The sequence below is a fragment of the Micromonospora chersina genome, from assembly GCF_900091475.1.
In the GTDB taxonomy this organism is placed as follows: Bacteria; Actinomycetota; Actinomycetes; order Mycobacteriales; family Micromonosporaceae; genus Micromonospora; species Micromonospora chersina.
Genome location: NZ_FMIB01000002.1, coordinates 2907977 through 2933768, shown reverse-complemented (window position 1 = coordinate 2933768; position 25792 = coordinate 2907977). Strand labels below are relative to the sequence as shown.

The window sequence follows — 25792 nt, the reverse complement described above, 5'->3', positions numbered from 1 at the left end:
TCAGCGCGACGGCACCGGCCCGGTGGCCGCCCGCTCGTGGTCGCGGAGCACCTCGAACGCGGTGAGGGCCAGGCAGGCCGCGGCCAGCAGCGCCAGCGCGAGCAGCGCCGACAGGCCGGCCGTCAGCGGCAGCAGCGCCGCCACGACCAGGGTCAGCGCCTGGCGGGCCGGTCGCCCGCGCCCGGTCGTCCGCCACCGGAACGCCTGGACCCCCAACAGGTAGAGCAGCACCCCGCCGAAGAGCGCGGCGTGCGCCAGCGGGTACGGCGGCGGCCCGAGCTCGAAGAAACCCCGGCTGCCCAGCACCGACATGGTCTTGCGCAGGCCGAGCGAGACCAGCACGATCCCGGCCACCATCGGCAGGTGCAACCAGGTGTACGCGTCGCGGGCCAGCCGGGTCCGGGTCCGGAGGTCGGCCGCGGCCAGCGCCCGTTCCCCCTCGGTGCTGTCCCAGCCGAAGTAGGTCCACCACAGGGCGGCCAGCAGGGCGGTGCCCAGGAACGCGGCCACCACGATCCGGGCCGAGACCGGCGTGTAGACCACCGCGGTGCCCATCGAGATCACCGCCTCGCCCAGCCCGATGATGATGATCAGGCTGTGCCGGTCGGCCCAGTGCTCGGCCGAACGCACGCTGAGGTGGCGCACGCCCACCCGGGCGTTGCCGAGCACGTCGACAGCGATGGCGAGCACCCACAGCGCGACCCGCGGCGGGGAGAACTGGCGGACGTCGCCGACGGGCAGCGGCAGCAGCGCGGCGACCAGCATGAGGCCGAGCGCGACAAGGGTCGGCGTGGCGGCCCGCACCGGCGGTGTCCGCCAGCCTGGGTCCTGCCACGCCACCAGCCCGAACGAGGCCAGGTGCAGCAGCCGGATGGCCGCGTAGCAGGCGACGAAGACCAGCGGCCCGGGCAGGCCGCCGCGCGAGTCGTCGAGCGCCTGCGGGCTGGCCAGCGTGATCATCGCGGTGAGCGCCACCACCAGCACCATGACCAGGCGGACCACCGCGTTCTCCGCGCGGACCTCGGCCGCCAGCCAGGCGTACGCGCACCAGCCCTGCCAGAGCACGGCGAGCACCAGCAGCCCGCGCGCCAGGCCCGGCCACGTCGGGTCGTCGGCCATCAGGGCGGCCACCTGGAGGAACGCGTAGACGAAGACCAGGTCGAAGAAGAGCTCCTTCGGGGTGACCCCGGCGTGCTCCTGGGCCGGCCCGATCTGCGCGTGCAACCGGCGGTGCCGGCGCCGGAACACGGTCAGGTCGGCCAGCGCTGTCGCGCCCACCGCGGCGGCCAGCAGGGCCAGCTCGGCCAGCACCGGCAGGTGCGGAGCGAGCGGCGCCAGCCCGGCCACCAGCACAATCCCGAGCACGGGGGAGCGGCCCAGGATGCGCAGCGTCCGCACCTCGAACAGCACCAGCGCCGACAGGTAGAGCAGCACCCCGCCGTGGAGCACGAGCAGGGTGAGCAGCGGGGTCGGCTTGTCGCTGCCCACCTGCAGCTCACCGAGCACCTTCTTGAGGCCGAGCGCCACCAGGATGAGCCCGGTCATCATCGGCAGGTGCAGGAAGCTGTACGCGTCCCGGCCGAGCAGCGCGCGCCGGGTGCCGGCGACCCGCTCCAGCGCCTGCTCGGCCGCGAACCGGGCCAGGTCGAAGTACGTCCACCACAGCGCGCCGGCCAGCGCCACCCCGAGCAGCGCACCGACCAGCACCTCCGGGGTCAGCGGCTGGGCCGTGGCCACCCCCTGGCTCAGCCCCACCGAGATGATCGTCTCGCCGAACCCGATCAGGATGATCAGTCCGTGCCGCTCCGCCCAGTACGGGATCGAGCCGATCCGCCACAGGTCCGCGCCGAGCAGCATGGCCCCGCCGTACTCGGCGACGATCGCGCAGCCCACCAGCGCGAAGCGGATCCACTCGCGACCCACCTCGTCCGGCACCCGGGCCGGGACCAGCGCGGCGGCGAGCAGGAACAGTGCGCCGGCCAACGGGGGCGGCGACGCCCGCCGCAGCAGCCGGCGGGGACGCACCTCTCCGGCGGCGGCCACCACGGTGACGGTCAGCGTGGTGCCGCGTACGAGCAGGTAGCCGACGGCGAAGACCAGCGGGCCGGACAGGCCGCCCGGCCGGTCCTGGAACGCCTCCCGCACCGTCAGGCCCATCACGAACAGGGTGGCGCTGAGCCCGAACATCACCACCGGCATGACCCCGCGGTCCAACCGGACGGTGCTGCCCAGCCAGGCGAACGGCGCCCAGCACCACCAGAGCAGCACGAGCAGCAGCAGGCCCCGGGGCAGCCCGGACAGGTTGAGCTGCTCGGCGGTCACCCCGGTGACGTTGAGGAACGCGAAGACGAAGATCAGGTCGAGGAACAGCTCCAGCCGGCTGACGTCGCCCGCGTCGCCGGCCAGCTGGATCCGACCGAGGCCGCCCACCACCTCACTGTGCCAACCGGGCCGGGCGCCGACCGGGGATCCGTTCCAAACACCCCTGGAGCGGCAGGCGCCGGAAAACTGTTTGAGGGCCCGCGTGCCGTCACCCAGAATTCGCCGGGTGCCGAGCGACTTCTCCGTCAAGCCCACCCTCACCGGCGACCGGGTCCTGCTGCGTCCGTTCGTCGACGACGACCTCGCGGCCTTCGAGGCGATCCTGGCCGACCCGGAGGTGGCCCGGCTCACCGGCAGCCCGCCCGGGGAGGGGCTGGAACCGGCGCGGCTGCGCGCCTGGTACGGCACCCGCAACAGCCAGCCGGACCGGCTCGACCTGGCCGTCGTGGACCGGGCGACCGGGGCCTGCGTCGGCGAGGTGGTGCTCAACGAGTGGGACAGGCACAACGACAGCTGCAACTTCCGCACCCTGATCGGCCCCGCCGGGCGGGACCGGGGGCTCGGCACCGAGGCGGTCCGGCTCGTGGTCGGGTACGGCTTCGAGCAGCTCGGCCTGCACCGGATCGGGCTGGAGGTGTTCGCCTTCAACCCGCGCGCCCGCCGGGCCTACGAGAAGGTCGGCTTCGTGGCCGAGGGCACGCTGCGGCAGGTCCTCCGCGACGGCGACGGCTGGGTGGACGCCACCGTCATGTCGATCCTCGCCGACGAGTGGGCCGCGCACCGGGGCCACCCGGCCGGCTGAGGTCGCCGCCCTCCTGCCCGCCCTCGCGGTCGGGTTCGCCCTCGTCTCCACCGCGCCGCCGGCCGCGCGGGCACCTGCTCAACCGGCGCGGTCGAAGTCCGGACCTGAGCCGATCGCGAACACGTCCAGGGACACGGCTGAGTTGTCCCCCTCAGCAGGCGAGTGCATCTGTCCACCGGCTGCCTGCAGGAGGGCCCAGCCGACCTCGGCGGTCGTCGCCGGGGCAGCCTTCGCGGCCGCCTCGATGCCGGTCCAGACGACGGCGATGAGGGCCCCGTTGTTCTCCAGGACGTAGTCCCCGAAACAGTCGTTGAAGGCGTCCCAGTTCCTGCCGTAGTAGCCCGGGAAGCCGAACGCCCGGCGTAGTTCTGTGTGCGCGTCCGCACGTGACGTCATCCGCCGCCCGTCCAGTTCGACCCTGCGGTACGACCAGCGGTCGAGGAACTTGGTGAGTGCCGGGGCCGAATCCTGGTGCACCCGGAAGAGCGGACCCGAACGAATCCAGGGCAGTTCGCCGCGTACCCAGGGCCTCTCGCTCGTCATGCGCCGAAGCGTAGAGCCTGCGAGGGAGGGTGCGGGCTCACCCGTTCGCGGCGGGAAGGATCCGATCGCACTCCGCGATCAGGCGCGCACGCAAGGGTGCGGCACGTTCGGCGAACGACCGCTGGGCGCGCACGTACTCGTGCCTGCCCTCGACGGTCTCGACCCTGACGGGCGGGTAGCCCAGCTCGGAGAGGTCGTACGGCGACGCCCGCATGTCCAGGGTCCGGACCTCCTTCGCCAGCTCGAAGCAGTCGGCCACGAGTTCCGAGGCGACCAGGGGCGAGAGCTTGCAGGCCCACTTGTAGAGATCCATGTTGGCGTGCAGACAGCCCGGCTGCTCCAGCGCGTGCTGGCTCTCCCGCGTCGGGGTGAGCACGTTGAGCGGCCGGGCCGGCGCCGTGAAGAACCGGAACGCGTCGAAGTGGCTGCACCGCACGCCCCGCTCCTCGACCACCGCCGCGGTCTCCGCCGGGCTGAGCCGCAGCGGCCAGGCGTTGTGCCGCACCTCGTCCTGGGTCTGCCGGTAGACCATCGCCCACTCGTGCATGCCGAAGCAGCCGAGGTGGGCCGGGCGGCCGGCGGTCGCCGCCAGCAGCGCGCGGATCCAGGCGATCGACTCGGCGCGCCGCGCGCGTACCCCCTCGGTGTCAAGGGTGACCCCGGCGGCGGTGGCGCGGTAGTCCCGGCCGAACCCGGCCGGGTCGGCGTCGCGCAGCACCACCCCGGCGCCGGGGTGCCAGCGCCGCAGCTGCGCCGGGCGGTGCGAGTAGTAGGTGAAGAGGAAGTCCTCGACGGGGTGCCGCACCCCGGACCGGCGGCGGGCCAGGTGCGGCCCCAGCCAGGCGTCCACCCGCTCCTCGTGGGCGCGACGCCGGGCCTGCCAGTCGGCCGCGTCGAGCACGGCGGCGGGGGCGAGGGCGGCGGTCACGGACCCCAGGGTACGACCGCCGCCCCGCCCCCGGTCACCGCACGTCCACCCGCACCCCGGCGGAGAAGACCCCGCTGCGCAGCTCCAACTGCCTCGGCGGGTCGTCGCCGTGCACGGTGAACACGAGCGGCAGCAGCACCCGGGAGCCGGCGGCGACCGGCTGGGCGAAGACATCCCGGCCGAGGTTCGCCACGCGGGTGGCGCTCTCGTCGGTGGCCACCCAGTTGCCCCCGGGCAGGTACGCCCGCTGCAACTGCCCGTGCCAGGTCTGCTCGCCGGACGTGACGTTGCGCACCCCGACCGTGGCCAGGCACTGCCGCCCGCCGGACGACGCCGCGGGCGGGGTGCCAACGCCACAGGCCAGCCGGTAGACGGTGAACTCGAACGCGTTCTCGCGCAGCGGGACGCCGAGCGGGCCGGTGACGCTGTTGCCCACCCAGGCGCCGCTGGTCGGCTGCTTCGTGGTGTCCATGGCGGCGACCCGCTGGGTGGCCGTCCACGCCGCCGCGCCGACCACGCCCGCCAGGACCGCGGCCGCGACCCCGATCACCGCCCAGATCGGTGGCCGGCGGCGCCGGGCGGTGACGGCGGGCATCGCCGGGCGCGGGTAGACGGTGCCACGGTCCGCCGGGCCGCCCGTCCCAGCCGCGACCGGCGGGACACCGGCGGCGAGCCGGGTCGGGCCGGCCGGGGTGCCGGTGGCCCGCGGCGGGCCGGAGCGCCGGCGTCGCCACGCCCACCACAGCACGCCGCCGGTCACCACCAGGAGCGCGGCCAGCGCGGCCAGCAGCACCGGCGGGCGGCGCCAGGCCGGGGCGGCGGTCACCTTCGCGGCCGGCACCGTCGCGGGCCCCGTCCAGGTCGCCGTGGCGCAGTCGTACGGGCGGGTGCCGTCGGTGCCGTACGCGCAGGTCGGCGCGGTCACCTCCCGGCCCTGGGCGACCCCGCTGAGCGCGGTGTTCAGCGTGGTGGTGCTCCGCGCCGGCAGTCGCAGCCGCCAGGTCACCTCGTTGGCCGTGGCCGACCCGATCGGGCGGTTCGCCCGGCCGCCACCGGTCACCGCGGTCGCCCGGGACCCGGCCGGCAACTCCTGCCGGACGGTCGTCTCGACAGGCGTGGGGCCGGCGTTGCGGACCTGGATCCGGTAGCCCGGCGCCGGGGTGCCGGCCGCCGCCACCGCCACGGTCACCGGCGGGGTGGTCAGCTGGATCGGCGCCGGCTTGGTGGTCGGCATCGCCGGTGGCGCCGCAGGCATCCCGGTCGGAATCGGGGTGGCCCGGGCGGCCACGGCCGGCGGAGCCGCCGCTCGCGCTGCCGGCGTCGCTTGTGCTGCCGCCGGAGCCGCCGGTGGCGGGGTCGCGGCCTCCGCCCGGGGTGCGGTGAGCGGCAGCGCCGGCACGGCGGCCATGATGCCGAGGCAGTTCACGAACACTGCCAGGGTCCTGTGGTGTCGTCTCGATGCAGGCATACGAACGAACCTCCGGCCCCGAAGCTATGGGCCCGGGCCCGCCGGGCGGGTACGAAGCCGCCAATCCCGCCCCGGCCGGCGCGGGCCGGCGTACCCTGGCGCGCCACCCGCCCGGCGGAGCCCGTGGCCGCGTCCGGCGTGGCCCGGCCGGACGTCGGGGATAGATTGGCCGGGTGCGTATCGCTCGTTTCGCTCATGCCAAGGGAATGTCGTTCGGGGTCGTCGAGGGCGAGCCGGAGGCCGGGCCGCAGGGCCTGACCATCGCCGAGATCGAGGGCCACCCGTTCGGGCAGATCCAGTTCTCCGGCGCCCGCTGGGCGCTCTCCGACGTCCGGCTGCTCTCGCCGATCCTGCCGAGCAAGGTGGTCTGCGTCGGCCGCAACTACGCCGAACACGCCGCCGAGCACGGCAGCGAGGTGCCCAAGGAGCCGTTGCTCTTCCTCAAGCCGTCGACCTCGGTGATCGGTCCCCGGGACGCCATCCGGCTGCCCGTCTTCTCGAAGCAGGTCGAGCACGAGGCGGAGCTGGCCGTCGTGATCGGCGCGCCGGGCGCGCGGCGGGCCGACCGGGCCGCCGCCGAGCGGGCCATCTTCGGCTACACCTGCGCCAACGACGTCACGGCGCGGGACCTCCAGCGCTCCGACGGGCAGTGGACCCGGGCCAAGGGCTTCGACTCGTTCTGCCCGATCGGGCCGTGGATCACCACCGGGCTGGACGTCAGCGACCTGGAGGTCCGCTGTGAGGTCGGTCGCAACCCGGAGGAGATGGAGGTACGCCAGCTCGGCCGGACCAAGGACATGGTCTTCGACGTGCCGGCCCTGGTGTCGTACATCTCCCACGTCATGACGTTGCTCCCCGGTGACGTGGTGCTGACCGGCACTCCGGCGGGGGTTAGCCCGCTCACCGACGGGGATACGGTCACCGTGCGGATCGAGGGGATCGGCGAGCTCACCAACCCGGTGGTCCCGGTCGCCTGATGCGTCCGACGCCTCGTTTCCGCAGCTCACTGGCGGTTTCGGGGGGTTGGATTTGGCCTGCCGGCACCGGGAGGGTAAAGTTCATTCCCGGCGCCGCAAGGGGCCAATGGGGTATGGGGTAATTGGCAGCCCGACTGATTCTGGTTCAGTTAGTCTAGGTTCGAGTCCTGGTACCCCAGCGCAGCCGCGGATTCGCGAGAATCCCGGACGCTGGATTCTGGCGGAGTTCCGCTCCGCCCCTCGTGAGAGGGGCGGCAGATGATCTCTGATAGAGTGCAGCTTCCCGCCCGCGAGGGCGTGGAAGCACGAAGTTCTGGCCCCGTCGTCTAGCGGCCCAGGACGCCGCCCTCTCAAGGCGGTAGCGCCGGTTCGAATCCGGTCGGGGCTACAAGCGCTGACAGCCCGTCCCACCTCGTGGGGCGGGCTGTTTCGTGTTTCCAGCTGTGTGGTCCGGCGTGCCGACCCCCTCGTGGAGGGCGGGACGTGGTGCCGCTAGACTACTGCCGCACCGCCCGTCAGGGTGGTGAAGCAGGAAAAGTGCCTGGCCCCGTCGTCTAGCGGCCCAGGACGCCGCCCTCTCAAGGCGGTAGCGCCGGTTCGAATCCGGTCGGGGCTACCACACACGAACGGCCCGTCTCGCACCCGCGAGACGGGCCGTTCGCCGTTCCGGCCCGACCCCTGCCTCGTTGATCATGACGTTGGCGGCGTTTTCGATCTCCGGAACCGCCGCCAACTTCATGATCAACCAGCGCGAGGGGGCCGGGTTACAGGCCGGAGAGGCGTTGGCCGGCTCGGACCACGGCCATGGCGTGGCGTTCGCCGGGGCGGCGGCCCAGGCGCTCGATCGGGCCGGAGATGCTGATGGCGGCGATGACCCGGCCGGTGCGGTCGCGGATCGGGGCCGAGACGCTCGCCACACCGGCCTCCCGCTCGGCGACGCTCTGCGCCCAGCCGCGGCGGCGCACCTCGGCGAGGGTGCGGCCGGTGAACTTCGAGCGGGGCAGCAGCGGCATGACCGCCTCGGGCGGCTCCCAGGCCAGCAGGATCTGCGCCGCGGAACCGGCCGTCATGGGCAGCACCGAGCCGACCGGCACGGTGTCCCGCAGGCCGCTGGCCCGCTCGGCCGCGCCCACGCAGATCCGCTCGTCGGCACGCCGCAGGTAGAGCTGAGCGCTCTCCCCGGTGGCGTCGCGCAGCGCGGCGAGCAGCGGCTCGGCGGCGGTCAGCAGCACGTCGGGTGCGGCGTTGGCCAGCTCGCCGAGCCGGGGGCCGGGGCGCCAGCGGCCCTGGGTGTCCCGGACCAGCATCCGGTGGATCTCCAGCGCCTGTGCCAGCCGGTGCGCGGTGGCCCGGGGCAGCTTGGTCCGTTCAACGAGTTCGGCAAGGCTGGCGCCGTCGACGCAGGCGGCCAGGATGACCACCGCCTTGTCGAGAACGCCGACACCGCTCATACTGTGTCCCACAAGCCGAAATTTACCTCCCAGAATTTAGGATGTCCAGATGGTGGGAGTCACTCAACCGAGGACCCTGGCCGAGAAGGTCTGGGACGCGCACGTCGTCCGCTCCGCCGCCGGCGAGCCGGACCTGCTCTTCATCGACCTGCACCTGCTCCACGAGGTCACCAGCCCGCAGGCGTTCGACGGGCTGCGCCTGGCCGGCCGTCGGGTCCGCCGGACCGACCTGACGATCGCGACCGAGGACCACAACACCCCGACCGGGTACGACGACCCGGCGTTCCGCTCCCGGCGCGGCGACCTGCTCACGATCGCGGACCCCACCTCCCGCACCCAGATCGAGACGCTGCGCCGCAACTGCGCCGAGTTCGGCGTACGGCTGCACCCGCTGGGCGACGAGAACCAGGGCATCGTGCACGTCATCGGCCCGCAGCTCGGCCTCACCCAGCCGGGCATGACGATCGTCTGCGGCGACTCGCACACCGCCACCCACGGCGCGTTCGGTGCGCTCGCCTTCGGCATCGGCACCAGTGAGGTCGAGCACGTCCTGGCCACCCAGACGCTGCCGCAGGCCCGCCCGAAGACCATGGCCGTCAACGTCGTCGGTGAACTCGCCCCGGGCGTGACCGCCAAGGACCTGGTGCTGGCCCTGATCGCCCAGGTGGGCACCGGCGGCGGGCGCGGCCACATCGTCGAGTACCGGGGCGAGGCCATCCGGAACCTCTCCATGGAGGGCCGGATGACGATCGCCAACATGTCCATCGAGTGGGGCGCCAAGGCCGGCATGATCGCGCCGGACGAGACGACCTTCGCGTACCTCAAGGGGCGGTCCCACGCGCCGCAGGGCGCCGACTGGGACGCGGCGGTGGCCTGGTGGCGGACGCTGCCCACCGACGAGGGGGCGACCTTCGACACCGAGGTGACCCTGGACGCCAGCCGGATCACGCCGTTCGTGACCTGGGGCACCAACCCCGGCCAGGGCGTGCCGCTGGGCGCGGCCGTGCCGGACCCGGAGGAGTTCGTCACCGAGCCGGAGCGGGTCGCCGCCCGCCGGGCCCTGGAGTACATGGACCTCACCCCCGGCACCGCGCTGCGCGACCTGGCGGTGGACGTGGTCTTCGTCGGCTCCTGCACCAACGGCCGCCTGGAGGACCTGCGGGCCGCCGCCGACGTGCTGCGCGGCCACCAGGTCGCCGACGGCGTACGCATGCTCGTGGTGCCCGGCTCGGCCGCGGTCCGCGAGGCGGCCGAGGCCGAGGGGCTGGACAAGGTGTTCACCGACGCCGGCGCCGAGTGGCGCTTCGCCGGCTGCTCCATGTGTCTGGGCATGAACCCGGACACCCTGAAGCCGGGCGAGCGCTCCGCCTCGACCTCCAACCGCAACTTCGAGGGCCGCCAGGGCCGGGGCGGGCGTACCCACCTGGTGTCCCCGCCGGTCGCCGCCGCCACCGCCGTGGTCGGCCGGCTGGCCGCCCCCGCCGACCTGTAGAAGGGCAGCCGAGAGATGGACAAGTTCACCACCCACACCGGCACGGCCGTGCCGCTGCGCCGATCCAACGTGGACACCGACCAGATCATCCCCGCCGTGTACCTCAAGCGGGTGACCCGGACCGGATTCGCGGACGGACTGTTCAACGCGTGGCGGGAGGACCCGTCATTCGTCCTCAACGATCCCGCCCATTCGGGTGCGTCGATTCTGATCGCCGGCCCCGAGTTCGGCACCGGATCCTCCCGGGAGCACGCCGTCTGGGCGCTGCGCGACTGGGGCTTCCGGGCCGTCATCTCGCCCCGCTTCGGCGACATCTTCCGCGGCAACGCGCTCAAGGAAGGCCTCCTTCCGGTCGAGCTGGAATTGAAAGCCGTGGAAGAACTGTGGGATCTCGTGGAATCCGAGCCGACCACGCCGATCACCGTCGACCTCGCCGCCCGCCAGGTCCACGCCGGTGACGCCACCTGGGCGTTCCCGCTGGACGACCACAGCCGTTGGCGGCTGATGGAGGGCTTGGACGACATTGGACTCACCCTCCGGCACGAGGCCGAGATCAGCGCTTACGAGGGGTCCCGGCCGTCGTTCCTGCCCTCGGTAGCCTGACCGCAGATAGCTTTTCGCCCCCACCGGCCGGGGCCGGTGGGGGCGAATCCGTTACGACACAAGGGCTTTTTTCCACCGAATGTTTGTGTCCAGGCAGCACAGGGCATACCGTGCGCGCAGAATGGCTCGCGTCGAGTCAGTTGCACAATCGGGAGGAAGTCGTGAACAAGGCCGAGCTCATCGAGGCGCTCGCCGTTCGCCTGGGGGACCGGAAGACGGCGACGGCCGCTCTCGACGCGGTTCTCGCTGAGGTCCAGGCGGCGGTCACCAAGGGCGAGAAGGTGGCGATCACCGGATTCGGAGCGTTCGAAAAGCGCGTCCGGGGCGCCCGAACAGCGCGCAACCCGCGGACCGGCGAGGCGGTGAAGGTCAAGAAGACCTCCGTCCCGACCTTCCGCGCGGGCGCGGGCTTCAAGGAGATGGTGGCCAGCGGCAAGCTGCCGAAGGCCACGGCCGCCGCCAGGAAGACCGCCGCGGCCGCCGCGAAGACCACGGGCGCGAAGGCGACCGGGGCCAAGGCGACCGGCGCGAAGGCGACCGCCGCGAAGAAGACCACGGCGGCGGGCGCCGCCAAGAAGACCACGGCGGCGAAGGCCACGAAGACGACCGCCGCGACCAAGAAGGCCGCGCCGGCGAAGAAGGCCGCGGCCAAGACGACCGCGGCCAAGAAGACCACCGCGGCGAAGAAGACGACGGCCGCCAAGAAGACGACGGCCGCCAAGAGCACGGCCGCCAAGAAGGCGCCGGCGAAGAAGGCTCCGGCCAAGAAGGCGGCCACCCGGCGCTGACCGCACGGCCGAAAAGGGCGCCCACCGTCCGCGGTGGGCGCCCTTTTCGTGGGTACGCGTTGACCGGCCCTCGCGCGGACCCGCAGAATCCTCGTGCCGAAACCCCCGTCGGTCACGAGAAGAGGGGGCGCCCGTGCGCCACCGTCACCTCCCCACCGTGGCGCTCGCCCTGGGCGTCGGGGTCCTGCTCGACGTGCTGCGGGTGTGGCTGCCGTCGATCATCACCATCTTCGGCCAGGCGGCCGAGACGCCGGCCGAACTCCTCGGCGCCTTCGCCCTCGGCTGGTTCGTGCTCGCCCTCGCCGCACCGGTCCTGGTCCGCCGGCTCGGTGCGCGCCGGACACGCCTGGCCGCGGCCGGCCTCCTGGCCGCCACGCGGCTCGCCCTGACCGCCGCGCCCGGCGGCCGGGTGCAGCTCTGGCTGGCCTGCGCCGGCCTGCTCGCCGGCCTGGTCTGGCTCGCCGCGACCGCCGCGACGGTCGACCGCCCGGCGCCGGGGCTGGCGTTCGGCCTGGCCGGGGCCGCCGTCGGGCACGCCCTGCTCGGCACCGAGGACCTCGTCTGGCGGGGCGGCGTGCTCGGGTGGGCGGTGAGCCTCCTGCTGGCCGGCGCCTTCCTCGCCGCGCAGTCGGCCGCCGGTCCCGCGGCCGGGCTCCGGGACAGCGGTGCGGCGGGCCGGCTCGCCTGGCTGCTGGTCGGGCCGGTGCTGCTGCTGGCCGGTCAGCTGGCGCTCGCGCCGGCCGTGTGGGACGCCGCTGCCTCGTACTGGCACGGCTCGGCGGACCTGCCCGGCCTGGGACTGCCACCGGCCCACCTCGCAGCGGTCCCCGAGTTGGCGATCGGCCTGTTCCTGGTGGCGCTGCTCGTCCAGCCACCCCGGCCGGTGGCCCGGCTGCTCTGGCCGGTGGCCCTGGTGGCCGGCGCGGGGCTGTTCGCCGCCGACCGGGCCGGCTGGCTGGCGGCGGCGGTCCTGCTGGGCGCCGCCGGCCTCGGTGGCTGCCTCGCCCTCGTCGACACCGTCGCCGACCCCGGGAAGGCGCTGGCGCACCGCCGCTCCGGGAGGGCTCTCGTCCGCGCGACGGTCGCGGGAACCGCCACGGCCTCCGGCTCCGTCGCAGGCGCAGGTGCCGGCGTGGTGACCGGACCGGACGACGCAGCCCGTTCCGGCGAGCCGGCCGGGCCGCACACGGGCGGCGGGGACGGTGGCGGGCGGCGCGGGTTCGCCGTCGTCGGCGGGATGCTGGGCTTCGCGGTCGGCGCGGTCGCCTACTACGCCGCCTACGACCTCGGGTACCCCAACGGTTGGGTGCCGGTGCTGGCGGCGCTCGCCGTGGCCGCCGCGGCCGTGGCCGCCCCGCCGGGCGCCGCACGCCGGTTCCGCACGCCGGTGCCGGCGTGGACGGTCCTCGGCGCGATGCTGCTGACCGCCGTCGGCGGCGGGATCCACCGGCCGGCGCCGGCCCCGCACCCGCCCGCGACCCCTCCCGCGGCGGTACGGGTGGTGGCGTACAACATCCGGATGGGGTTCGGGCTGGACGGGCGGCTCGACGTCGACGCGCTGGCCCGGGCGGTGAACGGCAGCCGGCCGGACGTGGTGCTGCTCAGCGAGGTGGACCGGGGCTGGCTGCTCAACGGCGGCCACGACACCCTCGCGCTGCTCGCCGGGCGGCTCCGCATGCCGTACGTCTTCGCGCCCGCCGCCGATCCGGTGTGGGGCGACGCGGTGCTGAGCCGCTTCCCGGTGCGGGCCGGCGAGACCCGGCCCCTCGCGGCGCACGGCGCGCCGACCGGGGCGCAGGCGCTCGGTGTCACGCTCGACCTCGGCGGCCGGGACCTCGCGGTGGTCGCCACCCACCTGCAACCGCCGCCGGGGCAGGACCCGGCGGCCCAGGCCCGCGAGGTCGCCGCCTTCGCCACCCGGTACGCGGCCGGCCGCCCGCTGGTGCTCGGCGGCGACCTGAACACCGAGCCCGCCGACCCGGCCTTCGCCGAGTTCGCCCGGGCCGGCCTGGTCGACGCCCTCGCCGCGGCCCGACCCTTGCGCACCAGCCCGGCCGACGACCCGCGCACCCAGATCGACCACGTCCTCGTCTCGGCGGGCCTCATCGCGTCCGGGGCGCTGGCCCCGCGCGGCACGGCGAGCGACCACCTCCCGGTGGCGGTAACGCTCGCCCTGCCCTGAACACGGTGTGGTGTTAGGAGGGATCCCTTCCTCTACCGCAGGCGTTAACAGGGGGCCCTTCCTTACAGGCGGTCGGCCGCGAGCAGCCGGTCGCCGGTGAAGGCGAGCAGCCAGCCGCCGCCCTTCGGGGTGGTGAAGTCCTCCGCGGTGCCGGTCAGGTGTTCCAGCGCGCCCGGGATCACCTTGCCCTGGCTGCACACCACGAGCGTTTCCCCGGCGGCGGCCAGTGCGCTGAGCCGGGCCGCGGCGGCCAGGGCGCACTCGTCCGGCTGCTGGCCGGGCCGCGGCTCGTCGAGGTCGCCGACCACCTCGATGGGCAGGTCCAGCAGGGCGGCCGCCGGGTCGAGGGTCTGCACGCAGCGCCGGGCCGAGGCGGAGACCAGGCGGGTGGGGCGGACCAGCGCCACCAGAGCGGCGAGGGCCTGCGCCTGGGCCCACCCCTCGGCGTCCAGCGGCCGGCCGGTGTCCGGGCCGGTCCAGGTGCCCCGCTTGCCGGCGTGCGCGTGCCGGACCAGCAGCAGGGTGGCGGTGACGGGCGGCAGCGCCGCGAACGCGGCGATCACCTCGGCGTCGTGCGGGTAGCTGACCTGGCGTACGGCCCGGTCGGCGGGGAACCAGGCCACCTCGTCCACCTCGGTGTCCGGCTGGAAACCGCCCTGCGCGGCGGCCCGCATCGACCAGTAGTCGACCGCCTTGGGCCGGCCCTCGCTGCGGTAGCGGGCGGTGGGCAGGCGTACCTGCGGCACGGCGCGGACGTCGGTCTCCTCGGCGACCTCGCGGACGGCGGCCCGCAGCGGGTGCTCGCCGGCGTCCAGCTTGCCCTTCGGCAGCGACCAGTCGCCGTAGCGGGGACGGTGGACCAGGCAGACCTCGACGCCGCCGGCCACCGGGCGCCAGACGACCCCGCCCGCCGCCCGGATCCGCACCGGCTCGTCGTCCGTCATCCGCTCACCGTATGCCCGCCCGCGGCGCGCCGTGGTCCGCTCAGCCCGCCCTCCCGCCGACCCGGTGCAGCAGCAGGTCCTGGAGGTGGGTCAGCGGCGTGTCGTCGCTGCCGGTACGCCGCTGCCAGCTGCCGTCCGCGGCCAGTTCGAAGGCGTCCACGTCGGGGCTGAACGCGGCGGTCAGCACGTGGTCCAGCTCGGCCCGGGCCACCGGGTCGCTCACCTGCACGAGCGCCTCCACCCGGCGGTCCAGGTTGCGGTGCATCAGGTCGGCGGAGCCCATCCAGAACTCCGCGTCGCCGTTGTTGCCGAACCGGAAGATGCGCGAGTGCTCCAGGAACCGGCCGAGGATCGAGCGGACCCGGATGTTCTCCGACAGCCCCGGCACCCCGGGCCGCAGTGTGCACATGCCCCGGATCAGCAGGTCCACGTGCACCCCGGCCCGCGACGCCCGGTAGAGCGCGTCGGTGATCTCCTCGTCGACGAGCGCGTTCACCTTGAACTGCACGAGCCCCGGCATGCCGAGCCGGACGTGCTCGATCTCCCGCTCGATCCGCTCGACCAGGCCGCTGCGGATGCCCTGCGGGGCCACCAGCAGCCGCCGGTACGCGGTCTGCCGGCTGTAGCCGGTGAGCACGTTGAACAGGTCGGTGAGGTCGGCGCCGATCTCCGGGTCGGCGGTGAGCATGCCGAAGTCCTCGTAGAGCCGGGCCGTCTTCGGGTGGTAGTTGCCGGTGCCGATGTGGCAGTAGCGGCGGATCTGGTTGCCCTCCTGGCGGACCACCAGGGCGGTCTTGCAGTGCGTCTTCAGGCCCACCAGGCCGTAGACCACGTGGCAGCCGGCCCGCTCCAGCGTGCGCGCCCAGCCGATGTTGGCCACCTCGTCGAAGCGCGCCTTCAGCTCGACGAGCACCACCACCTGCTTGCCGGCGGCAGCCGCGTCGACGAGCGCGTCGACGATGGGGGAGTCGCCGCTGGTGCGGTAGAGCGTCTGCTTGATGGCCAGCACGTTCGGGTCGGCGGCGGCCTGCTCGATGAAGCGCTGCACGCTCGTCGCGAACGAGTGGTACGGGTGGTGCACCAGCACGTCCCCGTCCCGCAGGGTCGCGAAGACGCTGCGCGGCACCTCGCCCTCGGCGAGCCGGGGGTGGGTGGCCGGCACGAACGGCGGGTCCTTGAGATCCGGGCGGTCGGCCTCGCCGTACACCTGCCAGAGCGCGGAGAGGTCGAGCAGGCCGCGGACCCGGAGCACGTCGTGGCCGTCCATGTCCAGCTCGCGGACGAGCAGCTCCAGCATGTGGTCGGAGATGGAGGCGGCCACCTCCAGCCGCACCGGCGGGCCGAACCGGCGCCGGGCCAGCTCCCGTTCGAGGGCCTGGAGCAGGTCCTCGTCGCGGTCCTCGTCCACCTCCACCTCGGCGTTGCGGGTCACCCGGAACAGGTGGCACTCGACCACCTGCATGCCGGAGAAGAGCTGCCCGAGATGCACCGAGATGAGGTCCTCCACCGGCAGGAAGCGCACCCCGGGCTGGTCGCGGGCCACCCGCACGAACCGGGGCACGTTGTTCGGCACCTTCACCCGGGCGAACAGCTCGGAGCCGCCGTCCGGGTCGCGCACCGAGACGGCCAGGTTCAGCGACCGGCCCGAGATGTACGGGAACGGGTGCGCCGGGTCCACGGCGAGCGGGGTGAGCACCGGGAAGATGTGCTCCCGGAACCAGGTGCGCAGCCGTTCCCGCTCGGCGTCGTCGAGGTCGCTCCAGCGCAGGATCCGGATGTCCTCCTCGGCCAGCTTCGGCAGCACGTCGTCGACGAAGCAGGCGGCGTGCCGGGAGACCAGGTCGGCGGTCTTCTCGGTGATCAGGTCCAGCTGGGTCCGCAGCGGCAGCCGGTCGCCGCCGCGCACCGGCAGGCCGGCGGAGAGCCGGCGCTTCAGCCCGGCCACCCGCACCATGTAGAACTCGTCCAGGTTGCTGGCGAAGATGGCCAGGAACTTGGCCCGCTCCAGCAACGGGGTGCGGGGGTCCTCGGCCAGCGCCAGCACCCGGGCGTTGAAGTCGAGCCAGGAGAGCTCCCGGTTGAAGAACCGGTCCTCGGGCAGCGGCAGGGCCGCGGGCGGCTCCGCCTGCGGGCCCGGCCCTTCGACCGGGTCCAGCGCCTCCTCCAGCCCGGCGGAGGCCGCCGCCGCGGGATCGGGGCTGACGCTCTCCTCGGGCGGGCGGACGCGGCGGAACCGGCCGTCGGCGCCGCGGGTCGACGCGCCGTTGCGGGGCGCGCCGGGGTCGACGAGGTTACGGGGACCGTCGTGGTGCTCGCGAGGGGTGCTCACCACCTCATGATTCCCCGACAACGGTGAACGGAAAATGAACTCGGGGCAGGTTGGTCACGCCATCGTCGGCAATGTCACCCGGACGACCTCGCCGGCGGCGTCCCGCTCGATGCGGACCCGCTGCCCGAGCCGCAGCAGCCGCAGGCCGGAGGCGTCGAAGGCGCGGGCCGGGAAGGCCAGCTCGGTGCCGTCGTCGAGGAGCAGCACCCCGCTGCGGGTCGACGCGTCGTAGGTGGCCACCGTGCCCTGCATGCCAGCACCGTACCCGACGTCGTCGCCGGCCCGCGCCAGCAGCGCGGCGGTGCGCGGGCCCGCGCCGAACCGGGCGGCGGCGGCCAGGTCGGCCGCGGTGTCCACGTCCCGGCGCAGGGTGGGCCAGCCGCCGGCCAGCGGCAGCGCCCCGCTCGCCGCGTGCGCCGCCGCCGAGCCGGGGCCGAAGCGGGGCGCCAGGGGCACCCCGGGCGGCGCGGCGAGCAGGACCGTGCCGCTGCCCGGGGCGTCGGCCACGAAGCCGCGTACCCCGGCGGAGGGGACGGCCCGCAGCGCCGCGGCGAGCTCGGCCGGGCGCAGCGCCGGCAGGTCGGCGGTCAGGCCGGCCACCGGGGCGCGCGGGCCGGCCACGGCCGCGCCGTGCCGGAAGGCCGCGTTCAGCCCGGCCGCCGGGTCCGGCGCGACCTCCGCGCCGGCCGCCGTGGCCTGCGCCGCCACCCGGGGGTCGTCGGTCACCACGAGCACCCGGGCCACCGCCGGGCAGGCCCGCACCGCGCCGACCGTGTCGGCAGCCAGGGCCAGCGCCAGCTCCTCATGCGGTACGCCGGGCAGCGCGCCGCGCAGGCGGCTCTTCGCCACCCCGAGGCGCTTCACCGGCACCACCACGGTCCAGGTCGGCTCAGGCACGTGACAATCCTGCCAGTCGGGCGGCGGTACCCTCACTGGCCGGACCGGGGGCGAGCAGGCATGATTTCGTCCCGGGGCGTGCGCGCGCATGGGGCGGAACGAGGAGGCAGGGTGGCACCGCGGAGGCTGGGATTCTGGCCACGGTTCGCCGTGGTGCTGGTGAAGCCGGTGTTGACCGTCTGGACGCGGCGCACCTGGCGGGGAATGGAACACCTGCGCCGCGACGGCGGCATCATCATCGTGCCCAACCACATCTCGCACGCGGATCCGCTGGTGTCCGCGCACTTCATCTACGACTCGGGGCGCTGGCCGCAGTTCCTCGGCAAGGCCAGCGTGTTCAAGGTGCCGGTGATCGGGTGGATCCTGCACCGCTGCAAGCAGATCCCGGTCGAGCGCGGCAGCGTCGAGGCGGTCAAGTCGCTGGACAAGCTGGTCGCCGCGCTCAACGAGGGCGGCGCGGTGGTGATCTACCCGGAGGGGACCACCACCCGGGAGCCGGACCTGTGGCCCATGAAGGGCAAGACCGGCGCGGCCCGGCTGGCGCTGGCCACCGGCGCCCCGGTGATCCCGGTCGCCATGGTGGGCCCGGAGAAGATGTTCGACCCGCGGACCGCCCGCATCGGGCTGCGCCCGCGTACGCCGGTGACGGTTGTCGCCGGGCCGCCGATCGACCTGAGCCGGTTTGCGGGCGCCACGCCGACCCGGGCGATCCTGGAGGAGATGACCGACACGATCATGCTGCGGATCCGGGACCTCGTGGCCGAGATCCGCGGCGGCACGCCACCACCGCTGTGGGAGCGGCCGGCCCGGACGCGTACGCCCGAGGTGACCGAATGAGCGGGCACGTCGCCGTGCTGGGAGCGGGCTCGTGGGGCACCGCGTTCGCCAAGATCCTCGCCGACGCCGGCCGGGACGTGACCATCCTGGCCCGGCGCGCCTCGGTGGCCGAGGCCATCCGGACCGGGCGGCACAACCCGGACTACCTGCCCGACGTGCGGCTGCCCGACCGGGTCACCGCGACCGGTGACGCCGAGGAGGCGATCGCCGGGGCCGAGGTGGTGGTGCTGTCCGTGCCGTCGCAGACGCTGCGCGCCAACCTCGCCGACTGGACCCCGTACCTGGACGCCGACGCCACGCTGGTCTCCCTCATGAAGGGCATCGAGCTGGGCACCACGAAGCGGATGAGCCAGGTGATCATGGAGACCGCCGGGGTGCCGGCCGACCGGGTGGTGGTCGTCTCCGGGCCCAACCTGGCACCGGAGATCGCCGCCGAGCAGCCGGCCGCGACAGTGGTGGCCGGCACCGACAGCCGCCGGACCGCGCTGGTCCAGTCGTCGATCCGGACGCCGTACTTCCGGCCGTACACCAACGACGACGTGATCGGCTGCGAGCTGGGCGGTGCGGTGAAGAACGTGATCGCGCTGTCGTACGGCATCGCCACGGCCATGGGCTTCGGCGACAACACCCGGGCCATGCTCATGACCCGCGGCCTGGCCGAGACCGCCCGGCTGGGCGTGGCGCTGGGCGCCGACCCGATCACCTTCGCCGGGCTGGCCGGCATGGGCGACCTGGTCGCCTCCTGCTCGTCGCCCCTGGCCCGCAACCGCACCTTCGGCGAGCACCTGGGCCGGGGGGAGACCCTGGAGCAGGCCCAGGCGGCCACCCGGCAGACCGCCGAGGGCGTGAAGAGCTGCCTGGCCATCCGTGACCTGGCCCGGGCGCACGGTGTGGAGATGCCGATCACCGAGCAGATCGAGCGGATCTGCCACGAGGGGATGGACCCGCGGCTCGCCGTGGACGCCCTCATGAGCCGGACCGCGAAGCCCGAGTCGTACGAGTGAGGTGGCGATGACCGACGAGTGGGGTGACGGCACGCGCAGCGTGCACGCCGGGCTGCCCGCGCCGGAACCCGGCCAGCCCTTCCTGCCCGGCCCGGTCTTCGCGGCGCCCTACCACCTGGACCCGTGGCGGGGGCCGGAGGCCAGCCCCAACGGGTACGGGCGGCCCGACAACCCCACCCGGCGGCTGCTGGAGGCGGCCGTCGGCGAGCTGGAGGGCGGCGACTGCCGGGTCTTCGCCAGCGGCCAGGCGGCCATCACCGGGCTGCTGCTGGCCGTGCTGCGCCCCGGGGACACCGTGCTGCTCCCCGCCGACGGCTACTTCCCGGTGCGGGCCTTCGCCACCGACACCCTCGCGGGCATCGGGGTGCGCGTCGGCTTCGTGCCGACCGCGGGGCCGTACCCGTCGTTCGAGGGCGTGCGGCTGGTGCTGCTGGAGACCCCGGCGAACCCCGGCCTCGACGTGGCCGACGTGACGGCGCTCGCGGTCGCGGCGCACGGTGCCGGTGCCCTCGTGGCGGTCGACAACACCACCGCCACCCCGCTCGGGCAGCGCCCGCTGGAGCTCGGCGCCGACGTGGTGGTCGCCTCCGGCACCAAGGCCCTCACCGGTCACTCCGACCTGCTGCTCGGCTACGTGGCGACCCGCTCGGCCGAACTGCTCGACGCGGTGACCGCCTGGCGGACGACGACCGGCGGCGTGCCGGGGCCGTTCGACTGCTGGCTGGCCCACCGCTCGCTGGCGACCGTGGACCTGCGGCTGGGCCGGCAGACCGCCAACGCCGAGGCGCTGGCCCGGCTGCTCGCCGGCCGCACGGACGTCACCGGCGTGCGCTGGCCCGGGCTGCCGACCGACCCGGCCCACGCCGTGGCCTCGGTCCAGATGCGACGGATGCCCGGCGTGCTCTCCTTCGACCTGGGCGACGCGGACCGGGTGGCCCGGTTCCTCGACGCGTCCCGCCTGGTGGCGGCAGCGACCTCGTTCGGCGGGCTGCACACCACCGCCGACCGGCGGGCCCAGTGGGGGGACGACACCCCGCCCGGCTTCGTCCGGCTCTCCTGCGGCATCGAGGACACCGCCGACCTGGTGGCCGACGTGACCGCCGCGCTCGACGCGGCCTGACACCGGCGTGCCCGCTCCGCTAGGGTGACGGGCAGCAGCGGCCCGCGCGGGCCCCGACCCGAGGAGGTGAGACCGATCCACCAGCAGAGGACCGGCGCTCCCTCCGAGTCCGCGTCGCCCCAGGGTTAGGCGACGCCGGGAGCGCCGACGAGCGTTCCCGAAAGGCCTGCCATGACACCCACCCTGTTCACTCCCGACCGTCCGGCCCTCGTCGGTCGGCTGCGCGCCGCCGGCTGCGTCTTCGCCGAGGACGAGGCGGAGCTGCTGATCGCCGCCGCCGGCTCGGCCGAGGCGCTGGCCGACCTGGTCGACCGCCGGGTCGCCGGCCTGCCGCTGGAGCACCTGCTCGGCTGGGCCGAGTTCTGCGGCCTGCGGGTCGCCGTCGACCCCGGGGTGTTCGTGCCCCGCGGGCGGACCGCCCTGCTGGTCGCCGCCGCAGCGGCCGTGGCCGGTCCCGCGCCCGCCGTGCTCGACCTCTGCTGCGGCTCGGGTGCCGCCGCGCTGGTGCTGCACGGCCGGCTGGCGCCCCGCTGGCTGGCCGCCGCCGACCTCGACCCGGCAGCCGTGGCGTGCGCCCGGCGCAACCTCGACCCGCTGGGCGTCCCGGTCTACGAGGGCGACCTGTTCACGCCCGTCCCCTCGCGGTGGCGGGGGCGGCTGGACCTGGTGGTGGCGAACGCGCCGTACGTGCCGAGCGAGGCGGTGGCGATGCTGCCGCCCGAGGCGCGGCTGTACGAGGCGCCGGTGGCGCTGGACGGCGGCGTGGACGGGCTGGCCGTGCTGCGCCGGGTGGCCGCCGGCGCGGCCGAGTGGCTGGCCCCCGGCGGTCACCTGGCGGTGGAGGTGAGCGCCGGCCAGGCCGCGGCGCTCTGCGCGGTGCTGGCCGACGTCGGCCTGACCCCGACCGTGGTGCGTGACGACGAGTTGGAGGCCACCGCCGTCACCGCCCGCCGGCCCGGCTGAGCCGCGCACCCTGGCACCGCCCGGTTCCGGACCGGGCGGGGTCACGCGCGACCGTGGCGGGACGCCGCACCGCCCACTAGCCTCGGATCAAGGCTCGGTGGGAGGCGGTGGCGGTGGGCAGCGCGGGTGTGCCGGTGGTGGTGGGTCTGGACAACGGCGGCACGAGCAACAACGCCACCGTGCTGACCGTCGACGGCCGGTTCCTGGTGGACGGGCTCGTGGAGACCCCGAGCGAGGTGCAGGCCGGGCCGGAGGCGGCGATCGAGGCCCTGGCCCGGGCGCTGGACGGCGTGCTGGCGCTGACCGGGGTGCCCCGCGAACTGGTCCGGGCGGTCGGGCTGGACACCCCCGGCCCGGCCAGCGCCACCGGCGTGATCTCCTCGCGCGGCTCGACAAACTTCTCCCAGCCGGCCTGGCGCGGCTACGACGTGCGCGGCGCGCTGGAGCACCGGCTCGGCCTGCCGGTGGTCTACGCCAACGACGGCAACGCGGCGGCCCTCTACGCGCACCACGTGCACTTCGGCGCCGACGCGATGGAGCGTTCCTCGGTCGCCGCGATCGTCGGCACCGGGCTCGGTGGCGGCGTGGTGGAGGGCGGCCGGGTGGTCGGCGGCGCGGCCGGCATGGCGGGCGAGTTCGGGCACGTGCACATCCCGCTCGACGGGCTGCTCGCGCCCGGCCAGCCGGTGCCGGTCTGCGCCTGCGGTTTCGCGGGTGACGCGGAGAGCGTCGCCTCGCTCACCGCCATCGTGAACAACCTGCTGCCGTACTGGCTGGGCCGGTTCCCGGGGCATCCCCTCGCGGCCGAGGAGCCGGCCCGGGCGGCGAAGCTGGTCCGCGGCTACGGCGAGCGGGGCGATCCGTTGGCTCGCGAGGTCTTCACCCAGCAGGCCATGGCGTTGGGCCGGCTGTTCACCATCGCCGCCAACTTCACCGATCCGCACGCGTACTTCGTCGGTGGCGGGGTGGTGGAGGCGGCGCCGGAGTTCCGCGACTGGTTCCTGGCCACCGTGCGGGAGCACACCGTGCTCCGCGCCGAGCAGCGCGCGGTGGCCTCGTTCGCCCTGGTGCCGGACCGGGACATGGCCGGGGCGCGCGGGGTGGCCGTCGCGGCGCTGGAGGCGGTCCGCGGCGGGGCCGCAGCCGCCCCGCTGGTCGCAGGCTGAGCCGCGGCGTCGCCGCGCCCGGTCAGGGGCGCGGCGGGGCGCCGGTGAAGGCGGTCCAGGCGGCCGGGGGGAAGACCAGCACCGGGCCGGCCGGGTCCTTGGAGTCGCGGACGGCGACCGCCGCCGGCAGCAGGGCCATCTCGACGCACGCGCCCTCGTCGCCGCTGTGGCTGCTCTTGCGCCAACCGGTCGCCACGGGGCCGCTGTTCGTGCCGTTCATCGCTTCTACCTCTCGTTCAGCAGGCGGAGGAGCTCGTCCCGGCTGGCCGCCGGGCTCAGCGCCACGGTCCGCAGGTGCTCCATGATCTTGGTGCAGGTACGCAGGTCGCCCGGCCGGTCCAGCACCATCTGCCCGGCGACCGTCTCCACCGAGGCGATGATCGGGTCCTCCGGATCCGCGAACTCCAGGATGTGCAGCGACCCCCGCGTCCCCCGGTGGTAGCCGGCGGCCAGGGGGATCACCTGCACGGTGATGTTGGGCAGCTCGGCCATCTTCAACAGGTGCTGCAGCTGACCTCCCATCACCGTCCGGTCGCCGACCGGGCGCAGTAACGCCCCCTCGTCGATGATGGCGTCGAGGATCGGCGGATCGTCACCCGTGAGTCGTTGCTGGCGGTCGAGCCGCAGCTTGACCCGCTGCTCCACCTGCTCGTCGCTGAGCGTGTGCGGGCCGCCGCGCATGACCCCGCGGATGTAGTCCGCGGTCTGGAGCAGGCCCGGCACCACCGACGGCTCGAAGTTGGCGATCCCGGTCGCCTCGGCCTCCAGCGCGATGAAGTCGATAGTGCGGCGGTCCAGCAGGTACGAGTAGGACACCCACCAGCCGGGCTTGCGGGCGTCCTTGGCGAGCTGGACCGCCGCGGCGATCTCGTCGGAGCCCACCCCGTAGAGGGTGAGCAGCGCCCGCACGGTGGCCGGGTTGACAAGCGTCTGCGCGTTCTCGTAGCGGGACAGCGTGCTGCGGGTGCTGTTGATCTCGTCGGCCGCGGACTCCAGGGTGAGGCCGGCGGCCTCCCGGTGGGTCCGCAGGGCGATGCCGAGCCGTCGGGCCCGGGCGGTCTTCGGCGCCATGCATCGATGGTCGCACATCAACGGGAGAACGGGCATGAGAGAAATCCGATGAGAGTTGCATTCACGCGTGTCCACCTGTCAATCTGTGACGGCGTCCTCACCGCCGGTTGTCGTGGCGACGGTGGTGGTGAGCGACCGGAGGGGATGGGGCGCGCGGCGATCGGGTTTTACTCCCCCACGACCCGATCGCCGCGTGCCCGTACCGGCACGCCAGACGGGGAGGAGACGCGATGACGGCGACGGCCCGCCAGGCCGGGGGTGGACGGGGATGACCCGGTTCCTCGTGGTGCTCACCGACGTGCGCCCCCTCGACGGGATCTGGCGCAACGAGCGCACCAGCCCCGAGCGGCGCCGGCAGGTCGTCGGCGCGAACAACCGCGAGGCGGCGGACCGGATCGCCGGCGCCTTCATGGCGTTGGGCATGGTCCGCGCCGGCCGGCAACGGGTCAAGGTCATCGCGGTCGGGCGCCGGCCGCGGACCCCGGACCACCTGAACTGAACCGGGCCCGCCCCCGGGACGCGGTGACGGGGGCGGGGAGCCGGGCGGCCGGTGGCAGGTCCCGCCACCGGCCGCCCGGGCTCGCCCCCAGCCGCGCCACCTCGATCCACCTCTGCGCTTCCGCAGCCGCCCGGTTACTCCCCGTATATGGGTCACTGACCGGATGTCGGCCGCTGCGTCGTCTCCCCGGGTATCGGCTACCGGCGCTCGCCACGCACAGTAAGGTCAGCGGGTGAGCGCCACCGGCGAGCACGGCCAGCCGCAGTCGCGAACGAAGAGGTGACTCCAGTGACCACCCCAGGCAAGACCCGCGTGGCGATCGTCTTCGGCGGCCGCAGCCCGGAGCACGGCATCTCCTGCGTGAGCGCCGGCAGCGTGCTGGCCGCCCTCGACCCCGACGAGTTCGAGGTCGTGCCGGTCGGCATCACCCGGCAGGGCCAGTGGGTGCTGGCCAGTGGCGACCCGGGCCAGCTCGCCATCGCCGACCGCAAGCTGCCGGAGATCACCGCCGGCTCCGGCGCCGAGCTGGTGCTGCGCGCCGACCCGGCGGTGGGCGGCCTCATGGTGCTCGACCCGACCCAGGGCCCGGTGGCGCTTGCCGACGTGGACGTGGTCTTCCCGGTGCTGCACGGCGCGTACGGCGAGGACGGCACCATCCAGGGGATGCTGGAGATGGCCGACATCCCGTACGTCGGGGCGAACGTCTTCGCCTCGGCGGCCGCCATGGACAAGGAGTTCACCAAGAAGCTCTGCGCCGCCGAGGGCATCCCGGTCGGCCCGTACGTGGTGCTGCGCGCCGGAATGACGCTGGCCGAGGAGGACAAGGAGCGCCTCGGGCTGCCGGTCTTCGTGAAGCCGTCCCGGGCCGGTTCCTCGTTCGGCATCACCAAGGTCGACGACTGGGCGCAGCTCGACGCGGCGGTCGCCACCGCGCGGGAGATCGACACCAAGGTGCTCGTCGAGGGCGCGATCGTCGGCCGTGAGGTCGAGTGCGGCGTGCTGGAGGGCGAGGCCGGCGGCGCCCCGGAGGCGTCGGTGCTGGCCGAGGTGCGGGTGGTCTCCGGCCACGACTGGTACGACTTCGAGGCCAAGTACATCGACGACGCCTGCGAGTACGACATCCCGGCGAACCTGCCTGAGCAGGTGACCCGGCAGGTGCGGGAGTACGCGACCCGCGCGTTCACCGCGCTGGACTGCTCGGGCCTGGCCCGGGCCGACTTCTTCGTCACCCCGGAGCTGGACGTCTACCTCAACGAGATCAACACCATGCCGGGCTTCACCCCGACCTCGATGTTCCCCCGGATGTGGGCGGCGAGCGGGCTGGAGTATCCGAAGCTTGTCAACCGGCTCATCCGCACGGCCCTGCGCCGCGCCGGCCGCTGAACGCCGGGGCGTCGCGACCGGCC

Annotated in this window: 22 protein-coding genes, 3 tRNA genes and 1 pseudogene; 16 read left to right on the top strand and 10 right to left on the bottom strand. The window is 74.4% G+C overall.

Annotated elements, in window-relative coordinates; translation table 11 throughout:
• Window positions 1–2430: a low temperature requirement protein A gene (locus GA0070603_RS13315; protein ID WP_167544544.1), complete on the bottom strand. Its 2430-nt coding sequence runs from the start codon at window positions 2428–2430 to the stop codon at window positions 1–3.
• A 118-nt stretch (window positions 2431–2548) separates the two neighbouring features.
• Between GA0070603_RS13315 and GA0070603_RS13310 the strand changes: the two genes are divergently transcribed.
• Window positions 2549–3124, top strand: a complete 576-nt coding sequence (locus GA0070603_RS13310) for a GNAT family N-acetyltransferase (protein ID WP_244282515.1) — start codon at window positions 2549–2551, stop codon at window positions 3122–3124.
• A 78-nt stretch (window positions 3125–3202) separates the two neighbouring features.
• Here the strand turns inward: GA0070603_RS13310 and GA0070603_RS13305 are convergent, their stop codons facing one another.
• From GA0070603_RS13305 to GA0070603_RS13295, 3 genes are read right to left on the bottom strand one after another with little or no spacing between them, the layout of a single operon-like run.
• Window positions 3203–3667, bottom strand: coding sequence for a barstar family protein (locus GA0070603_RS13305; protein WP_091312604.1), 465 nt, complete (start codon window positions 3665–3667; stop codon window positions 3203–3205).
• A 37-nt stretch (window positions 3668–3704) separates the two neighbouring features.
• Complete coding sequence (locus tag GA0070603_RS13300) at window positions 3705–4595, bottom strand: 3-methyladenine DNA glycosylase (protein WP_091312601.1); 891 nt, start codon at window positions 4593–4595, stop codon at window positions 3705–3707.
• Between the two features lie 34 nt (window positions 4596–4629).
• Entirely contained in the window at window positions 4630–6063 is a 1434-nt protein-coding gene (locus GA0070603_RS13295; protein ID WP_091312597.1) for a hypothetical protein, read from the bottom strand.
• A 173-nt stretch (window positions 6064–6236) separates the two neighbouring features.
• On the opposite strand from GA0070603_RS13295, the gene GA0070603_RS13290 reads away from it, so the two are divergent.
• From GA0070603_RS13290 to GA0070603_RS13275, 4 genes are all read left to right on the top strand, one after another.
• Complete coding sequence (locus GA0070603_RS13290; protein ID WP_091312593.1) at window positions 6237–7040, top strand: fumarylacetoacetate hydrolase family protein; 804 nt, start codon at window positions 6237–6239, stop codon at window positions 7038–7040.
• Window positions 7041–7147: 107 nt separating this feature from the next.
• Window positions 7148–7219, top strand: a tRNA-Gln gene (locus GA0070603_RS13285).
• Between the two features lie 136 nt (window positions 7220–7355).
• Window positions 7356–7428: transfer RNA gene (locus tag GA0070603_RS13280), tRNA-Glu, on the top strand.
• Between the two features lie 155 nt (window positions 7429–7583).
• A tRNA-Glu gene (locus GA0070603_RS13275) sits at window positions 7584–7659 on the top strand.
• 145 nt (window positions 7660–7804) lie between these two features.
• On the opposite strand, the gene GA0070603_RS13270 is transcribed toward GA0070603_RS13275, so the two are convergent.
• The gene (locus GA0070603_RS13270; protein WP_091312590.1) at window positions 7805–8491 is read right to left on the bottom strand and encodes an IclR family transcriptional regulator; all 687 of its coding nucleotides are present in this window, start codon (window positions 8489–8491) and stop codon (window positions 7805–7807) included.
• 49 nt (window positions 8492–8540) lie between these two features.
• Between GA0070603_RS13270 and leuC the strand changes: the two genes are divergently transcribed.
• From leuC to GA0070603_RS13250, 4 genes are all read left to right on the top strand, one after another.
• Window positions 8541–9983: a 3-isopropylmalate dehydratase large subunit gene (gene leuC / locus GA0070603_RS13265; protein WP_091312587.1), complete on the top strand. Its 1443-nt coding sequence runs from the start codon at window positions 8541–8543 to the stop codon at window positions 9981–9983.
• 15 nt (window positions 9984–9998) lie between these two features.
• The gene (gene leuD, locus GA0070603_RS13260) at window positions 9999–10586 is read left to right on the top strand and encodes a 3-isopropylmalate dehydratase small subunit (RefSeq protein ID WP_091312584.1); all 588 of its coding nucleotides are present in this window, start codon (window positions 9999–10001) and stop codon (window positions 10584–10586) included.
• Between the two features lie 161 nt (window positions 10587–10747).
• Window positions 10748–11374 (top strand): HU family DNA-binding protein, encoded by a 627-nt coding sequence (locus GA0070603_RS13255; protein WP_208862874.1) that lies wholly within the window; start codon window positions 10748–10750, stop codon window positions 11372–11374.
• Window positions 11375–11507: 133 nt separating this feature from the next.
• Window positions 11508–13556 carry an endonuclease/exonuclease/phosphatase family protein gene (locus GA0070603_RS13250; RefSeq protein WP_091312577.1) on the top strand — a complete coding sequence of 683 codons (2049 nt, stop codon included), beginning with the start codon at window positions 11508–11510 and terminating at the stop codon, window positions 13554–13556.
• Between the two features lie 62 nt (window positions 13557–13618).
• Here the strand turns inward: GA0070603_RS13250 and GA0070603_RS13245 are convergent, their stop codons facing one another.
• The 3 genes and pseudogenes from GA0070603_RS13245 to cofC form a co-directional block, all read right to left on the bottom strand.
• Window positions 13619–14500 carry an NUDIX hydrolase gene (locus GA0070603_RS13245; RefSeq protein ID WP_091312574.1) on the bottom strand — a complete coding sequence of 294 codons (882 nt, stop codon included), beginning with the start codon at window positions 14498–14500 and terminating at the stop codon, window positions 13619–13621.
• A 40-nt stretch (window positions 14501–14540) separates the two neighbouring features.
• Window positions 14541–16829 carry an RNA degradosome polyphosphate kinase gene (locus tag GA0070603_RS13240; RefSeq protein WP_208862873.1) on the bottom strand — a complete coding sequence of 763 codons (2289 nt, stop codon included), beginning with the start codon at window positions 16827–16829 and terminating at the stop codon, window positions 14541–14543.
• A gap of 264 nt (window positions 16830–17093) precedes the next feature.
• Window positions 17094–17726 (bottom strand): annotated as a pseudogene (cofC, locus tag GA0070603_RS13235) (2-phospho-L-lactate guanylyltransferase); the annotation flags it as partial.
• 111 nt (window positions 17727–17837) lie between these two features.
• Between cofC and GA0070603_RS13230 the strand changes: the two are divergent.
• From GA0070603_RS13230 to GA0070603_RS13210, 5 genes are all read left to right on the top strand, one after another.
• Entirely contained in the window at window positions 17838–18563 is a 726-nt protein-coding gene (locus GA0070603_RS13230; protein ID WP_091312564.1) for a lysophospholipid acyltransferase family protein, read from the top strand.
• Window positions 18560–19567, top strand: coding sequence for an NAD(P)H-dependent glycerol-3-phosphate dehydrogenase (locus tag GA0070603_RS13225; protein WP_091312560.1), 1008 nt, complete (start codon window positions 18560–18562; stop codon window positions 19565–19567). The genes GA0070603_RS13230 and GA0070603_RS13225 overlap by 4 nt, the downstream gene beginning before the upstream one ends.
• A 7-nt stretch (window positions 19568–19574) precedes the next feature.
• A complete protein-coding gene (locus GA0070603_RS13220) occupies window positions 19575–20687 on the top strand; it encodes a cystathionine gamma-lyase (protein WP_091321911.1) in 1113 nt (370 codons plus the stop codon).
• A gap of 171 nt (window positions 20688–20858) precedes the next feature.
• Complete coding sequence (locus GA0070603_RS13215) at window positions 20859–21650, top strand: putative protein N(5)-glutamine methyltransferase (RefSeq protein ID WP_091312557.1); 792 nt, start codon at window positions 20859–20861, stop codon at window positions 21648–21650.
• Between the two features lie 113 nt (window positions 21651–21763).
• Entirely contained in the window at window positions 21764–22816 is a 1053-nt protein-coding gene (locus GA0070603_RS13210; RefSeq protein WP_091321909.1) for an ROK family protein, read from the top strand.
• A gap of 22 nt (window positions 22817–22838) precedes the next feature.
• Here the strand turns inward: GA0070603_RS13210 and GA0070603_RS13205 are convergent, their stop codons facing one another.
• Window positions 22839–23036, bottom strand: coding sequence for a DUF397 domain-containing protein (locus GA0070603_RS13205; protein WP_091312553.1), 198 nt, complete (start codon window positions 23034–23036; stop codon window positions 22839–22841).
• 5 nt (window positions 23037–23041) lie between these two features.
• Window positions 23042–23887: a helix-turn-helix domain-containing protein gene (locus tag GA0070603_RS13200; RefSeq protein ID WP_091312549.1), complete on the bottom strand. Its 846-nt coding sequence runs from the start codon at window positions 23885–23887 to the stop codon at window positions 23042–23044.
• A 268-nt stretch (window positions 23888–24155) separates the two neighbouring features.
• On the opposite strand from GA0070603_RS13200, the gene GA0070603_RS13195 reads away from it, so the two are divergent.
• Entirely contained in the window at window positions 24156–24386 is a 231-nt protein-coding gene (locus tag GA0070603_RS13195; RefSeq protein ID WP_091312547.1) for a hypothetical protein, read from the top strand.
• Window positions 24387–24674: 288 nt separating this feature from the next.
• Window positions 24675–25769, top strand: a complete 1095-nt coding sequence (locus GA0070603_RS13190) for a D-alanine--D-alanine ligase family protein (protein ID WP_091312543.1) — start codon at window positions 24675–24677, stop codon at window positions 25767–25769.
• Window positions 25770–25792 lie beyond the last annotated feature (23 nt).

What these genes read in the sequence shown, in the direction of transcription:
- GA0070603_RS13200 (WP_091312549.1), bottom strand. Translation starts at nt 23,887, where the DNA reads ATGGCGCCGAAGACCGCCCGGGCCCGACGGCTCGGCATCGCCCTGCGG.
- GA0070603_RS13225 (WP_091312560.1), top strand. Translation starts at nt 18,560, where the DNA reads ATGAGCGGGCACGTCGCCGTGCTGGGAGCGGGCTCGTGGGGCACCGCG.
- GA0070603_RS13220 (WP_091321911.1), top strand. Translation starts at nt 19,575, where the DNA reads ATGACCGACGAGTGGGGTGACGGCACGCGCAGCGTGCACGCCGGGCTG.
- GA0070603_RS13245 (WP_091312574.1), bottom strand. Translation starts at nt 14,500, where the DNA reads ATGACGGACGACGAGCCGGTGCGGATCCGGGCGGCGGGCGGGGTCGTC.
- GA0070603_RS13195 (WP_091312547.1), top strand. Translation starts at nt 24,156, where the DNA reads ATGACCCGGTTCCTCGTGGTGCTCACCGACGTGCGCCCCCTCGACGGG.
- GA0070603_RS13215 (WP_091312557.1), top strand. Translation starts at nt 20,859, where the DNA reads ATGACACCCACCCTGTTCACTCCCGACCGTCCGGCCCTCGTCGGTCGG.
- GA0070603_RS13205 (WP_091312553.1), bottom strand. Translation starts at nt 23,036, where the DNA reads ATGAACGGCACGAACAGCGGCCCCGTGGCGACCGGTTGGCGCAAGAGC.
- leuD (WP_091312584.1), top strand. Translation starts at nt 9,999, where the DNA reads ATGGACAAGTTCACCACCCACACCGGCACGGCCGTGCCGCTGCGCCGA.
- GA0070603_RS13305 (WP_091312604.1), bottom strand. Translation starts at nt 3,667, where the DNA reads ATGACGAGCGAGAGGCCCTGGGTACGCGGCGAACTGCCCTGGATTCGT.
- leuC (WP_091312587.1), top strand. Translation starts at nt 8,541, where the DNA reads ATGGTGGGAGTCACTCAACCGAGGACCCTGGCCGAGAAGGTCTGGGAC.
- GA0070603_RS13295 (WP_091312597.1), bottom strand. Translation starts at nt 6,063, where the DNA reads ATGCCTGCATCGAGACGACACCACAGGACCCTGGCAGTGTTCGTGAAC.
- GA0070603_RS13270 (WP_091312590.1), bottom strand. Translation starts at nt 8,491, where the DNA reads ATGAGCGGTGTCGGCGTTCTCGACAAGGCGGTGGTCATCCTGGCCGCC.